The organism is Empedobacter sedimenti (assembly GCF_030005555.1).
Lineage (GTDB): Bacteria > Bacteroidota > Bacteroidia > Flavobacteriales > Weeksellaceae > Empedobacter > Empedobacter sedimenti.
This window is the reverse complement of the sequence record NZ_JASCQG010000025.1, coordinates 1-15,302: the sequence shown is the minus strand read 5'-3', so window position 1 is coordinate 15,302 and position 15,302 is coordinate 1. Positions and strand designations below refer to the sequence as shown.

Below are 15,302 nucleotides of genomic sequence, written 5' to 3'. Positions count from 1 at the left end.
GGTGGAATTGGTAGACACGCAGGACTTAAAATCCTGTGTCCATTAGGACGTGCGGGTTCAAGTCCCGCCTGAGGTACAACAAAGCTCAAGAATTTATTTTCTTGGGCTTTTTTTGTATCAATTATTTTCCAATAATTTTTTTACTTCTTCAAAATGATTTTCTCCGTAAATAATTAAAAGTTTTTCGTTTTTATTCTCTTTAATTTTATTGACTAAATTTTCATTTCTTTTTTTTAATATAATTTCCTTATTAAATATTTTTTTTGAATTTTCATCAAACTTAGAACACGAATATTTTTCTTTCAAATTGGTTTTATAATCACAGGAATCTAGTATTATTTTAGAGTATGTAGTTTCATATTCTTCTATTAATTGCTTGATTGTTAAATCAGCACTTTCAGAATTACTTTCATTCATTCCAAATTCACTATAACTTGGTTGATCAATAAGATTATACTTGATGCAATAGTTTGAGTAAGGTGGAATTTTAGAATATGGTAGTAGTATGTCAATCCCTGTAATTTTACGGAATTTAAGATAAGGCTCTAAATTATCATTAATAGAATTGTAAGATTTATGAAGAGAATTTCCTTCGAAAAGAAAATGATATCCTAAAGATTGTAAACTGTCAATTTTAGTTGTTACTTGCTGATAATAATCTTTGGTTCCTATATGTCGAATAGGTAAAAAATAGAGTGATTTGTTGTTATAGCTTATCTTGTTTAATACTACCTTTTTGTTTATATATCTATTTTTTAATAATTCTTCCTGATGATTAACAGCGCAAGATGAAATTATAATACAAATAATAATGATAAAATATTTATACATAATAAAAAGTATATTAATGTTGATTTTATGAATATACTACTTTTTAAAATAAAAAAACCACCTAAATAACTTTAGATGGTTTTTGAAATTATAAGTTGTAATAAATTACTTATTCATAGAGATTAAAAACTCTTCGTTAGAGCGCGTATGTTTGATACGATCGTGTAAGAATTCCATCGCTTCAACAGGATTCATATCCGCTAAATGATTTCTAAGAACCCACATGCGTTGCTGTGTTTTATCGTCTAATAATAAATCATCTTTACGTGTAGAAGAACTTACCAAATCAATTGCAGGGAAAATACGTTTATTAGAAATCTTACGATCCAATTGTAATTCCATATTACCTGTTCCTTTAAATTCCTCAAAAATAACCTCATCCATTTTAGAACCTGTATCAATTAATGCAGTCGCAATAATTGTTAAAGAACCTCCATTCTCGATATTACGAGCTGCTCCAAAGAAACGTTTTGGTTTATGTAAAGCATTTGCGTCTACCCCACCCGATAATACTTTACCAGAAGCTGGAGAAACCGTATTGTAAGCACGAGCAAGACGTGTAATAGAATCTAATAAAATCACGACATCATGTCCACATTCTACCATACGTTTTGCTTTTTCTAAAACAATATTTGCCACTTTTACGTGACGATTTGCTTCTTCATCAAATGTCGACGCAATAACTTCTCCATTCACAGAACGTTTCATATCTGTCACCTCTTCCGGACGCTCATCAATTAATAAGACAATCAAATAAACTTCTGGATGATTTTGTGCAATACCGTTCGCAATATCTTTTAGCAATGTTGTTTTACCCGTTTTTGGAGGTGCTACAATCATTCCACGTTGACCTTTACCAATTGGTGTAAACAAATCAATCACACGGTTTGATAAGGCTTTAGAATTACTTAGATTGAATTTCTCGTTTGGAAAAAGTGGAGTTAAATGCTCAAAAGCAATACGATCTCGTACATAATCTGGTGTACGACCATTAATTTCTTTTATCTTGATTAAAGGAAAATACTTCTCTCCTTCTTTCGGAGGGCGAACCTCCCCTGTAATTGTATCTCCCGTTTTAAGACCAAATAATCTAATTTGAGACTGCGATACATAAACATCATCAGGCGATGACAAATAATTAAAATCAGAAGAACGTAAAAAACCGTAGTTATTATCTGGTAAAATCTCTAAAACACCTTCGGTTTGAATAATTCCATCAAATTCATAATTCGCAGCGCGATATTTATTCTTTTGATTTTGATGATTGTTGTGATTATTCTCGTTCTGATTACGATTTTCAGACTGATTTTGATTATTATTTCTTTTCTGATTCTGATTGTTTTGGTTATTCTTTTTCAAGTCCTGGCTTTTATTTGCTCGATCCTGAAACTTATTCACCCTACTTTGATCAGCTTCTGTTTTTTCTTGCTTTTCAACAACTTCACTTTGCGTTTTAGTCGTTTCCTCGACTACAACTTCTTTAGAAGTAGTTTCATCTTCAGAAGCAGTAACTCGTTTACGTTTTGGCTTTGGCGCTTCTTTTACTGCAGCCTCAACAACTTCTTCAGACTTATTATTTTTAGGTGCTTCTTTTACCTCTTCAACAGCAGGTTGATTTTGTAATTTTGCTAAAATTGCATCGTGCAATTCACCTTTTTTTAATTTTTTGTAACCATCAACTTGTAATTGCTCTGCAACCTGTTGTAAATCTGGTAACTTGAATGATTTTAATTTTTCGATATCAAACATAATCCTTTCAAAGGTATTAATCTGTTTATTTCTTGAATACAATAAAGTAATTGGGAATCATAACAATAGAATTGTTATAAAGCGTATAAATTTGAGATTTATTAATGCAATACTACGAATAATTATAAAAACTCAAAATTTTTTTTTACATTTGTATTCGAAATTTAAGAAATGATTCAAAGAAAGCAAAGTATATATTTATTCTTAAGCGGAATAATCTCGAGTATATTCGCCATGAAATTTGATCAACTATTTGATATTCCATTACAATGGTTGAATAATCCTGAAAAAGGTGATTACGTGTTTTCATTAGCGTTTTTTGGTTCAGCTTTAATTTCATTTTTAACCATTATGCTTTTCAAGAAGCGTAGTTTACAAATTAAACTTGATTGGTTAAACATTATTTTGAATGTTATATTAATTGGTTCTTTTGTTTACTGTCTATTAACATTACCTGGAGAAGGAAATTCTGAGAAGGGTATTTGGGCATTAGTTCCTTTAGCTTCGATTGCGCTTCTGTCAATTGCCAATCGTTTGATTAAGAAGGATGATGACCTTGTAAAATCTGTAGATCGTTTCAGATAGACCAACAACTTTTATATTATGAGTGTCTTAAAGCAGTTTCAATTTTTTGAAACTGCTTTTTTCTTTTATCCAATCCATATTAACTCGTTTATTCAAATAAAATCTCTTATAATAAATTATTTTTAAGAATAGAATTTTCTAATCAAACACTTCATTAAAGTTAAATTAAAATCAATTTTAACTCATAAATCTCATTTATTTACACAAAACACAGGGGTTAACTAATCTTAAAGTGTTAAAAAATATAATTACCCCTAAAAAAATAGGGGTGTTTGAAATTTTAATTAATTTTTTATTTATTTTTGCTTCATAAAACAACACAAAATATTTTTTTATGACATCATTTCGTTTTGAAGCTTTAAAAGCCGCTAGCAATCGCAAACCGGTAAGTGTCCCTGAATTAGGTAAAAAATCAGAAATTTTTGGAAGTAATGTTTTCAATGACAAAGCAATGCGTCAACATTTAACTTCAGAAGCTTATAAAGCTGTTCGTTCTGCAATGGACTATGGTACAAAAATCGATCGTAAAATGGCAGATTTTGTTGCTTTAGGTATGAAAGAATGGGCAATGAGTAAAGGTGTAACACATTATACACACTGGTTTCAGCCATTAACAGGAACAACAGCAGAAAAACATGATGCATTTTTTGAAACTTCATTTGACGGAGCAGATCCAGTAGAAAAATTTAGTGGTTCATTATTGGTTCAGCAAGAACCTGACGCTTCTTCTTTTCCAAATGGAGGTATTAGAAATACATTCGAAGCGCGCGGATATACAGCTTGGGATCCAACTTCGCCTGCATTTATTTTCGGAACAACATTATGTATTCCAACAGTATTTGTTTCATACACAGGAGAAGCCTTAGATAACAAAGCACCTTTGTTAAGAGCACTTTTATCAATTGACGAATCAGCTACAGAAGTAGCGAAGTTCTTCGATAAAAATGTGAAGAAGGTGACACCAACTTTAGGTTGGGAGCAAGAGTATTTCTTGATTGACGATGCTTTAGCGGCTTCTCGTCCTGATATTTTACAAACAGGTAGAACATTGTTAGGACATGTTTCTGCAAAAGGTCAACAATTAGAAGATCATTATTTTGGTTCTATTCCTACGCGTGTTTTAAATTATATGCGCGATTTAGAGAACGAATGTATGTTGTTGGGTATTCCCGTAAAAACGCGTCATAACGAAGTTGCACCAAATCAATTTGAATTAGCGCCAATTTTCGAAGAAACGAATTTAGCAGTTGACCACAACTCATTGTTAATGGATGTAATGCAAAAAGTTGCAGAACGTCATCATTTTAAAGTATTGTTCCACGAAAAACCATTCAAAGGTGTTAATGGTTCTGGAAAACACAATAACTGGTCGTTAGCAACAGATACTGGAATTAATTTATTAGCACCAGGAAAAACGCCAAACAGCAATTTACAATTCTTAACATTCTTTATTAATACAATCAAAGCTGTTTCAATTTACGAAGAATTGTTACGTGCCTCTATTGCATCAGCATCTAACGATCACCGTTTGGGAGCAAATGAAGCGCCACCAGCTATTATTTCAGTTTTTATTGGGCAACAATTGACAAAAGTATTAGAAGAATTAGAAGGTGTTTCGACAGGAAAATTATCTCCAGAAGAAAAAACTGATTTAAAATTAAACGTTGTAGGTAAAATTCCAGACGTATTATTAGATAACACAGACAGAAACAGAACTTCTCCTTTTGCTTTTACAGGAAATAAATTCGAGTTCCGTGCCGTAGGATCTACTGCAAACTGTGCAAATTCAATGACAACGTTGAATGCAATTGTTGCAAAACAATTAATCGATTTCAAAAAAGAAGTTGATGCTTTGATTGAAACAGGATTGAAAAAAGACGAAGCAATTTTCAATGTTTTACGTGAGTATATCAAAGAAACAAAACATATTTTATTCGAAGGAGACGGATACAGCAAAGAATGGGAAGAAGAAGCTGCTCGTAGAGGATTATCTAATCACAAAACGACACCTGCTGCTTTAAAAGCGAAAGTTTCTCAAAAATCGTTGGATTTATTTTCTGAGCTTAATGTAATGAACAACACCGAAGTTGAAGCGCGTTACGAAATTGAATTAGAAGATTACATCAAGAAAATTCAAATCGAGGGACGTGTTTTAGGTGATATTGTAAGAAATCATATCATTCCGACAGTTTTTAAATATCAAAACTTATTGATCAAAAACATTAAAGGTTTCAAAGATATTTTTGGAGATGATTATGAGCAATATGCTGGTGAACAATTAATCATTTTGAAGAAAATTTCGATGCACGTTAACGAATTGAATGCGAAATTACACTTGATGATGGATGCACGTAAAGAGGCAAATGCAGTAGAATCTTTAGAAGAAAAAGCGCATGCTTATTGTGATAAAGTAAAACCTTATTATGATGAAATTCGTTATCATGCTGATAAGTTAGAATTAATGGTTGATAACGAATATTGGGTTCTAACAAAATACAGAGAATTATTATTTACAAGATAAAATTTTCAATCATAAATCATAAAACCGATGAGAAATCATCGGTTTTTTTTATTCAAATTTTCTGAATCCCTTGAGTTATTGTATCTTTGCAATCCAATAAAAGTATATGGCAGATTTAGGTCTATTAGATAAATTAAGAGCAATCAAACAACGTTTCGATGAGGTGGCAGATTTAATCATCCAACCAGATATCGTTACAGATCAAGCTCGTTATGCGAAATTAAACAAAGAATATTCTGATTTGAAAGACTTTGTTGAAAAGCAAAAAGAATACGAAAACTTAATCAATGTGATTGGTGAAGCAGACGAAATTATTGCAGATGGTTCTGATGCAGAGATGGTTGAATTAGCTAAAATCGAGAAAGACGAAGCAATCAACGCAATTCCTGTTATCGAGGAAGAAATCAAAATGATGTTAATCCCAAAAGATCCAGAAGATGATAAAAACGTTGTGGTAGAGTTACGTTCTGGTACAGGAGGTGACGAAGCAGCGATTTTCGTAGAAGATGTTTACCGTATGTATACAATGTATTTCAAAGAAAAAGGTTGGAAACATGAGGTTTTAAACTTATCTGAAGCATCAGGAAAAGGATACAAAGAATTGGTGATGCAAGTAGAAGGAAACGCAGTTTACGGTACATTAAAGTACGAATCTGGTGTTCATCGTGTGCAACGTGTTCCTGAAACAGAATCGCAAGGTCGTGTACATACTTCGGCAATTACCGTGGCTGTTTTACCAGAAGCGGAGGAAGTAGATGTTACAATTAATCCTGCAGATTTAGAGTATCAAACATCTCGTTCGTCTGGTGCGGGAGGGCAAAATGTAAATAAAGTTGAAACGAAAGTTCAGTTAACGCACAAACCTTCTGGAATTGTAATTGTTTGTCAAGAAGCACGTTCGCAGCTAAAAAACCGTGAAAAAGCATTGCAATTGTTACGTACAAAATTGTATGAAATCGAGTTCGAGAAAAAGCATTCAGAGCGTTCTGCTCAACGTAAATCATTGGTTTCTACTGGTGACCGTTCGGCTAAAATTCGTACATATAACTATCCGCAAGGTCGTGTAACGGATCACCGTATCAACAAGTCAATCTATAATTTGGATAACTTTATGAATGGAGATATCAACGAAATGATTGACGCCCTTAAAATGGCAGAAAATGCAGAAAAATTAAAAGGTTCGGAAGAAGATTTCTAAAATCAATTCTAAGCTTTAATCATACAAAACACTTCGAGAAATTGAAGTGTTTTTTTTATATTTAACTCGTTGTTCATTTTGATAATTTTATCAATAAAAACGTCTGTTCGAGTGAAATTCTGTAAGAATTTTGTATCGAGAATAGTTTTTTGATGATAAAATTCTATTCTCGATACAATTTTTATTCACTCTGTTTATAAAAATCACTCGAATTGACGAATTTTTAATTAAAATGAATAACAGGTATATTTAAAAGTAAAATCAATAATATGATGAAAACAAGAGTAAAAATTTGTTGTATTAGCAGTAAAGAAGAAGCACAACAAGCGATAAAATATGGAGCGAGTGGATTAGGTTTGGTTGGTAATATGCCAAGTGGGCCAGGTGTTATTGGTGATGATTTAATCAACGATATTGCACAAATTGTTCCACCAGCTGTTTCGTCTTTTTTGTTAACAAGTGAAACTACTGCTGATGCAATTATTAATCACTACAAAAAAGTTTATACCAATACCATTCAGTTAGTAGATGAACTGAAAAACGAAGAATATCAAATTTTGAGAAACGAATTACCTTGGGTAAAATTGGTACAAGTGATTCATGTGATTGATGAAAATTCGGTGACAGAAGCGGTAGAGAAATCTCAATTTGTAGATGCTATTTTGTTAGATAGTGGAAATCCTAATTTGCAAGTAAAAGAATTGGGCGGAACAGGACGCACACACAATTGGACGATTAGCAAAAAAATTAGAGAAGAAATTAACATTCCTCTATTTTTAGCTGGCGGTCTTAATCCTAATAATGTAAAAGAAGCGATTGATTTTGTTCAGCCTTTTGGCGTAGATATTTGCAGCGGTGTAAGAACTGACGGAAAATTAGACGAAAAGAAATTAGACGCTTTTTTTAGAGCAGTTAATGGATAGAAAAAAAACATCTTGAGAGTTATTTTGAGATGTTTTTTTGTTTAAATACTTATTTTATCAATAATCATTAAAAGTACATTTATATTCGTTAAATAATTGTTTAGAAACGATTAATTAACAGAAATGAATAACCAAGACGTATACATTAAATATAAAATAGAAAAAATTTTAGACTTAGATGAACTAGCGCATACTTTTGAATTAAATCCTAATGAGCTTCGCCTTTTTCATAATTTACATTGTGAAATACATCAACTTCTACCAGAATTCTTACCTAAATATGTCGATTATATCTATCTTCCAATTGAAAATTATAAAAATTGGAACTCAAAACAACTAACAAGTTCTACATTAATTTTACCTGACCTTAAATCGACAAAACGTTACGGTATCGTTCTTCAATATTCACCTCAAAACTTGTCAATTCATTATGAGATTGAAATTAATCGTAACCAACTGTTCATCGAAATTAATAAAAAAGAGACTTTTATTAATCATCAAAAAGTAGATTTGATCGTAGAACAAATGATTGAAAAAGCAAGCGAAGTTATCTTTCCTTTACAAATAAAGATCAATGATAATGGCAGTTTAAACGAAATCGTAAACGATAAAGAAATCAGAAAACGTTGGCAAGATGATACCTTACCTTCTTTACAATCGTATTATAAAGCAGAAATTGCAACTGATATTCTGAATAAGCTGGATCATGTTTTCTCTCATCTTAATACTAAAAAAGATTTAATCTTAAAAAATCACTTCTTCCAACTTTATTTTGCTCCAATTTATCAAAACTATCCAAATTTTGAACATACAAGTCAGTTTCAAATTTATTTTTCGAGCTTACGTAAATTTAAAAATTATAGGGTGAAATATGAATTACAGAAAGAGTATTCATCAAATAATAAAATTGTACTGAATGTAAAAGCTACTGATGAAAACGATTTCAATTTAACCTACAAATTTGATAAAGAAACACATGAATTATTTTCAGCAATTGGAAAATTTTCAGTTAAAGAAAATAATATTTTTTATGAAATTCATTTTGAGATGTATGAATTAATCTAACATCTAATTATTTACCTTTTCATGTAATGAATTGTTGTATATTTATAATCTATCAACTCCTCTAACCTACCTAATATGAGCTCAAAACACCTTGTTTGCCAAGGCGCAATCTGCAAATGCAACTTCGGAACTTTACCAGATAAACTAATGGTAAAGACACAAAGCCGTCACTATATCAACGATAAAGAAGGAAAAGAAAAACTTACCGCAACCGATAAAGATATCGGAAAAACTTTCGAGAAAAATACCTTTGGCAACTGTGCCAAACTTAATAATAACCCTTGTCAGGTTACTGTAACAGCTTGGAGTGGTTTTTATGAGAAAATAACATTGGAAGACAATAAAGGAAAAGTTTTATTAGAAGACAGTAAAGCCACTTGTCCAATAGGAAGCAAAGATTGTATCACGATAATCAATCATGGTCAGATTGCTGAAGTGTCCAATCAAAATGTAAAAAATGCTCGTCCAGAAGTAGTCAATGAGTTGTGTCCATTTATTGATTTAGAGGAAAAGGAAGAGAAACAAAGACATATTATCAACTTTAAATCAAAAAATTAATGGATCATAAAATATTCACAACATACAACAATATCACAACGGATAATAAAAGAATAGTGATAAATTTTGATTTAATTTCTGCTGATAAAATTTATATAGAGTTTGCTTTGAATACTCAAAATAAAAATATTATTTGGGAAATTTATGAAGATAATATTCAAAATGATCGCAATGATTTAACAAAAGGTAGTAAAGCCGAATTAATTGTTTTAAAATCGTACAGTGGTTCTCCTCAATATCCTAATGTATTTAATATCATTGCTAAATCTGATAAAGGAGATATAATCGCATTTGTTGATTTAGTATTGATAGCAACTCCTAAAATTAATGAAGGGAAATGGGTAGATAATAATGAAAAGGAAATTTATAACACTAGTTTTAATCATCAATTCACAGTCTCTTACAAAGGCTACGGAATATATAATAACAACTTATCACTAAAACTATATTTATTAAACCCAACTGGAGGGGAAGATGAAAATATAGAAGAACGTATAACTAAAATGGTATCACTTTATGATCTTGAAACTTTTTATTTAGATTTTGATTTACTAAAAGACAGTAAAATGTTTGTTGCTAAATCTCAAGTACTTCTGTTTAGAGAAAATATTGATCGATTACTAAAAATTCAATCTACCGTATCAGGAGAAAGATACAAAGTGGGGAGTATTTATTTTACATTATCACATGATGGTCATATTATTTACAATGGAAAATTACAAAAGAAATTTTTGGAAGTAAATTTCAGTCTTATTGACATACAAATGAATGAAATTGAAGAAATTAGTATAAATCCAGTTGTTGTAAGTGATATAGAACAATATTTCACTCAAAAATATGAACCTTGTAAATACGAAAAAATAACCTATCAATTAGGAAGTAATAAACCAATCGAATTATTTAATGAGAAAAAACCTACAACAAAATCTAAAGATAAAGAATATTTAAATAATAAATTGCAATTAGCCATCATCGCCCCACCTAAAAATAGTAAAAACATTCAACGTCTTAATATCAAACTTGATAAAGTGTCTACGAAAGAATGTAACTATGAACAAGAAAATAAAAAATTAATTAATTTTTCAAGTGAAGAATTAGAAAATAAAGCACAACCTCATAAAGGTCAAGTAATAATTCTTGACCGTCTAAAAGAAGCAAATATTAAAGCTGATATCATAAAAGTTGATGAAGAAGCAAACATTTATCCATCTTTTAATTATTTATACAATAAAAATAGTGCTTGGGATTTTTTACTTTATTATTTTTTGTTCTCTTCAATGATAAATGAGAGAGACGCTACTATTTTAAATAGAGGAGATTTAATGGATTGGGAAATAGAAAGTAAAGGTTTAATACAACTTTTTCGTATTCCTCTTAATACTTGTCGTTATTCAAAACTTATTAAATTAAAACTTTATGCAGACGTAGCTTGGGCTACTCATATTTTTTATGATGATCCTAATGAAAAAAAATTCTATATGGATCATGAAGTTAAAGAAAGTGACATGCGTAAAGGTTTGGATTCGTATTTGGATGCTTTAATGAATAGTACATTACTTACCTCTTTTAATATGCCAGTTGGTAATCCTTTCTATAATAATATGATTCGCTATTTTATTATAGAACTGATAAAAGATATGGCCAATAAATATGAAATAGGTTTCAGTGCTTTTTATGATTTTGATAATGAAGGGAAGACACCAGCTCAAGAAATACATTATGCAAAACAATACGCCTTGCTATTTGATGCTTTGATAGCTGGTGTTGTTACGTTAGAAATTCTAATACAGGTATTACTAATTGTTCTAACAGAAGGTGCTTCTGCGGAATTAATTTTAGCAAAACTTGCCCCTAAATTAAAAGCAGGTACTAAAATTGCAAAATTAGCAAATAATTCTGCAGCTCGTGTAGCCAAAAATCCTAGTTATTACTCATACATGAGTTATTCTAAAATGGCATATACCAAATTTACCTTACCTAAGCTTTCTTACTATAAAGGTTATCGCTTTGTAGAAGGAAAAAATATTGGTATAGAACCAATGATTGAGGAAAATGTAAACTTTTCACCATTGCTTGATTTAGGAATTAAAACCGAAAAAACATTAGCAGAATGGTTAGCCGAAAAAACACCTCCTGTAAAAGTGATAGACCTGACGAAGCAAGCTTTGAAATTTCTATCAATTACAGCAAATGCATTTTTCTTTAGTAATAAATCCATAAAACAATTAAAGAAAATAGATACAAAAAGTACAGAAGCCTCAAAAGAAATAGTTGGATATACTCTTGATGTTATAAATAAAAGTTTAGATACTGTAAGAGAATTTATCATTTCTTCTACAGAGTTAGCTGTAAAAAATATCTTTGGAGCAGAAGGTGAAATTTCCAAAGAATTTTCAGGAAATATTGATTTTAATTTCAATATAAAAGTACATAGTGCTAGTAAAAAGATTGATTTAGTTAACTTTATAACAGGAGGCTCTCTAAAAGACCAATCACAAATTAGCATTGCTCCATCTGCTGGCTTATTGGTTCAATTAAAAGTATCTGCCAATGTAAAAGTACCTGTTCGCGCTATGAATATTATCAACTATGCAAGTACTGATTCTGAGTACCAAGAAATAGAAGCTGGAGGTAAATTAGATGTAAAAGGTAATATCTTCTACCAACGTAACTATATTTTTAACGCCAATAAAAAACAACACTTCTCCCAAGACAGTGTCATATTTAATGGGTTAGGTGGAGAATATGAGTATCAAGTTAAAGTTCAGGATAAAGTTAAAAGACGAAAAAAAAATAATTCTATACATTTTAATCAAGAGCCTAAAAAATTTATGTTGATGGAGCCTTATATCTTGCTATATGGAGAAGTTCCTTTATATAGTCATCCTGCCCAAAAATAAATCAAATGAAACAGACTATTTTAATCACAGCTTTATTGATAAGCGCTTTAAGCTGTAGCCAAAAAAAAACAGAACAACCAAAGACAAAAACACAACCCATGACTAATATTGACCAATACATTGCACACGAAGCCAAAAACATTACAGCTGCAAACTATGTAGAAAAACTAAATGCACAGATCAAACATTATCCTGAAGAACCCATTTATTATTTCAGAATAAACAAACAAAATTGTTTAGTAGAAGTCTATATAAATGATATAAAAAATTATACAGATTTTAAGTTAGGTAACTACATTACACCAACAGAAGTAGGGCATATATTAAAATCTGGACCACAAACCATCACTGTAAAGATGTATCCTGTTGGTAATTTATTGAATGAAAGTTGGGGTAAAACAGATGCAAAACCCATGGCTGAATTAACAGAAAATTCTGAAGTAAGTATTGAAATTGTTCGCATAGACGAAAAATCAAAAAAGGGATTGAATGATGAAATTTCAATCATCAAAAAAATAAGTCCCAAAGAGGTAACTGGTAAAGAAACATTCGAATTTTCATTTACTTTCGATGCCAAAGTTCCGTATGAATACGAGGGTTGGACAAAAGGACAAGACATTTCTAAGCTTGACCAAGAATTGGTACGTAAAAAAGCAGTAGAGTTTTACGAAATGATCGGGAAGCTATACGTAAACAAAGAATTGGACAATGTTTTAAAATTAGATTATCCAGCTGACATTAGAATAAAAGGAACATATTACGTCAATAAACTAAATTTACAAGAAACATTAGAGGAATATACTGATGATGTTAAAGGATACAATTATAAAATGGAGCCAATTCAAAATTATAAAATGGAATATATGGGTAATAAAAAATTACTGAGATTAGTAACCAATAGTTTAGATATTGATTTGAGGGGTGGAGGAGCTCTATGGTTAAGCTATGATGATGACGGTTTTTTTGCTCCGGGCATTACCTTATACCTCCCAGAAGGACGAGATTTAGCAACCCAAGGATTTATGATGTGGAAGTAACTAGAAAAATAAATTATAATAATTAACAATGATTTGGACTTATAATAAAATTGTAAAAAATAGAAATCAAATTACGTTTGCAAAGCAAAATATTGATATTCAACTTAAGAAAAGATTTGAGGCTTTGCCCAATATTGCGGCGACTGTAAAACGTTTTCTAGAACATGAAAATAGTTTGCATACTGATATTTCGAAGCTTCGTACACAATATGAAAATTCTACGTCGAGCAAAGAAAAATATGAAGTTGAACATCAGATTTCTGATCTTTTTTCAAAAATACTCATCTCTGTAGAAAATTATCCCATTATTAAAACAGAGGAATCTGTTCTTCATTTGCAACGCTCGATTAATGAATTAACCGAGCATATTTCTGCGGCCGAAAGAGCTTACAATGGAGCGGTTTTAGAGTACAATAATTCTATTTCTATTTTTCCTAATAACGTTTTGGCAAGTATATTCAATTTCAAAACTGAAGAATATATGCAGTTGATTACTGCACCCGAACAAAGAAAAAATCCAGATATCTCTACTATTATTTAAAATTTATGAGCTCATTTCAAGAACATTTAGAACAAGTAAATCAACGAATACAATCAATAAAACCTCCATCCAAATTGTTAATTGTTTTTTCGTCATTGCTTTTATTTTTCAGTATTTCAGGAATTATTTTATCCATATTATTACTGATAATTTCCTTTTTTGTTTGGGTTTTTCAACTCGATGCATCTATCGTTTTTAGCATTTCCAAGTACATGTTTGTATTTAGTTTAAGCGGTATTATTATTGGTATTGTTCTCTTTCGTTCTTATTTGAAAAAAAATAAAGAATTCCGAAATACGACAGTTTTACGAGAAGATTTTAAAATTAAGATTTTACCTACATTTATTCAGCAAAAATATCCCAATTTACGATATTATTTTGACGGAATGGTGAACGAAAATTATATCAATGATTCTGGGTTTTTCACCAAACCAGTAGTTAATCTCAAAGAAAATTGGTTTTTGGGAGATGATTATTTTATAGGGAAATTAAACAATGTTGAGCTAGAATTTTGTGAGCTTTATTACAAATCTACAGGACTTACAGTTGGTGGTTGGGCAGTTCTTTTTTTGTCGATAAAAGCAATTTTTAGTTTGGGAATTAATGGAAAGCTTTTGACGGATTTAACAGATCTTTTTGGTAGTGATAAAACCTCTCAAGCGCCTCAAAAGCAACAAAAAGATAAATACGATAACAGTCCTTTTCTTTACGGAACAAAAACAAATTTTAGAGGATTCTTTTTGTATGCAGATTTTCACAAGGATTTTGATGCGACGGTAAAAATAAAAAGAAAAAAAATGATTCGTGGAAACTTCTTAAATTTTAATACAAACCTGCATAAAATTAGAATTGAGAATGCTTTGGTGAATAAAAAATATGATGTTTTTACCGATAACACTCAGCTTGCATATTACGTTTTAAGTCCTTCTATCATTGATGCAATAGAAAATGTAAACAAGATATTAGGAACAAATCTTAATATGACTTTAAAAAATGGTAAATTATTTTTGATGATTCCTTACAACAACGATTTCTTCGAGAATATTTCTATCGAAAAAGACCGAATCATTGCAAAATCTGAAACTGATATTCAAGACGAATTAAATGTTATTTCACAATTAATCACAGAACTTAATATTAGTAATAGAATTTGGTCAAAGGTTTAGTATTGATTTAAAATGAATTTGAAATGAATATAAGGTGGACTATATTATTGTTTTTACTTTTCTGTTCAATAGTTTTATCTAATGCTCAGGATATTTATAAAACATTTTGTAATCTTCCCCTTGTTAGGAACATTTAAAAGTATAGTTTTTATTTAATATTATTGTATTATTATTTTGATTAATTTGAAATGTAGGAAAATCATTAGGATTTTTGACCTTACCATATTT

The 15,302-nt window shown here is 30.4% G+C and carries 12 protein-coding genes and 1 tRNA gene; 11 read left to right on the top strand and 2 right to left on the bottom strand.

Annotation, left to right across the window (positions count from 1 at the left end; all coding sequences use genetic code 11):
• Positions 1 to 69: transfer RNA gene (locus QHG34_RS15390), tRNA-Leu, on the top strand.
• A gap of 48 nt (positions 70 to 117) precedes the next feature.
• Here QHG34_RS15390 and QHG34_RS15385 read toward each other — a convergent pair.
• On the bottom strand, positions 118 to 831 hold the full coding sequence (locus QHG34_RS15385; RefSeq protein ID WP_282631125.1) for a hypothetical protein: 714 nt from the start codon (positions 829 to 831) through the stop codon (positions 118 to 120).
• Between the two features lie 105 nt (positions 832 to 936).
• Positions 937 to 2,580, bottom strand: coding sequence for a transcription termination factor Rho (gene rho, locus QHG34_RS15380; protein ID WP_282631124.1), 1,644 nt, complete (start codon positions 2,578 to 2,580; stop codon positions 937 to 939).
• Between the two features lie 171 nt (positions 2,581 to 2,751).
• On the opposite strand from rho, the gene QHG34_RS15375 reads away from it, so the two are divergent.
• The 10 genes from QHG34_RS15375 (at position 2,752) to QHG34_RS15330 (ending at position 15,074) form a co-directional block, all read left to right on the top strand.
• Positions 2,752 to 3,165, top strand: a complete 414-nt coding sequence (locus tag QHG34_RS15375) for a DUF4293 domain-containing protein (RefSeq protein ID WP_282631123.1) — start codon at positions 2,752 to 2,754, stop codon at positions 3,163 to 3,165.
• Positions 3,166 to 3,499: 334 nt separating this feature from the next.
• Positions 3,500 to 5,686 carry a glutamine synthetase III family protein gene (locus tag QHG34_RS15370; protein WP_282631121.1) on the top strand — a complete coding sequence of 729 codons (2,187 nt, stop codon included), beginning with the start codon at positions 3,500 to 3,502 and terminating at the stop codon, positions 5,684 to 5,686.
• A 106-nt stretch (positions 5,687 to 5,792) separates the two neighbouring features.
• Entirely contained in the window at positions 5,793 to 6,884 is a 1,092-nt protein-coding gene (gene prfA / locus QHG34_RS15365) for a peptide chain release factor 1 (protein WP_282631120.1), read from the top strand.
• Positions 6,885 to 7,153: 269 nt separating this feature from the next.
• Positions 7,154 to 7,807: a phosphoribosylanthranilate isomerase gene (locus QHG34_RS15360; RefSeq protein WP_282631119.1), complete on the top strand. Its 654-nt coding sequence runs from the start codon at positions 7,154 to 7,156 to the stop codon at positions 7,805 to 7,807.
• 123 nt (positions 7,808 to 7,930) lie between these two features.
• Complete coding sequence (locus tag QHG34_RS15355) at positions 7,931 to 8,872, top strand: hypothetical protein (protein WP_282631118.1); 942 nt, start codon at positions 7,931 to 7,933, stop codon at positions 8,870 to 8,872.
• 75 nt (positions 8,873 to 8,947) lie between these two features.
• Positions 8,948 to 9,430 (top strand): DUF4280 domain-containing protein, encoded by a 483-nt coding sequence (locus tag QHG34_RS15350; protein WP_282631117.1) that lies wholly within the window; start codon positions 8,948 to 8,950, stop codon positions 9,428 to 9,430.
• Positions 9,430 to 12,330 (top strand): hypothetical protein, encoded by a 2,901-nt coding sequence (locus tag QHG34_RS15345; protein ID WP_282631116.1) that lies wholly within the window; start codon positions 9,430 to 9,432, stop codon positions 12,328 to 12,330. The genes QHG34_RS15350 and QHG34_RS15345 overlap by 1 nt, the downstream gene beginning before the upstream one ends.
• A gap of 5 nt (positions 12,331 to 12,335) precedes the next feature.
• Positions 12,336 to 13,367: a hypothetical protein gene (locus QHG34_RS15340; RefSeq protein WP_282631115.1), complete on the top strand. Its 1,032-nt coding sequence runs from the start codon at positions 12,336 to 12,338 to the stop codon at positions 13,365 to 13,367.
• A 28-nt stretch (positions 13,368 to 13,395) separates the two neighbouring features.
• On the top strand, positions 13,396 to 13,908 hold the full coding sequence (locus QHG34_RS15335) for a LemA family protein (RefSeq protein WP_282631114.1): 513 nt from the start codon (positions 13,396 to 13,398) through the stop codon (positions 13,906 to 13,908).
• A 269-nt stretch (positions 13,909 to 14,177) separates the two neighbouring features.
• A complete protein-coding gene (locus tag QHG34_RS15330; protein WP_282631113.1) occupies positions 14,178 to 15,074 on the top strand; it encodes a DUF3137 domain-containing protein in 897 nt (298 codons plus the stop codon).
• Positions 15,075 to 15,302 lie beyond the last annotated feature (228 nt).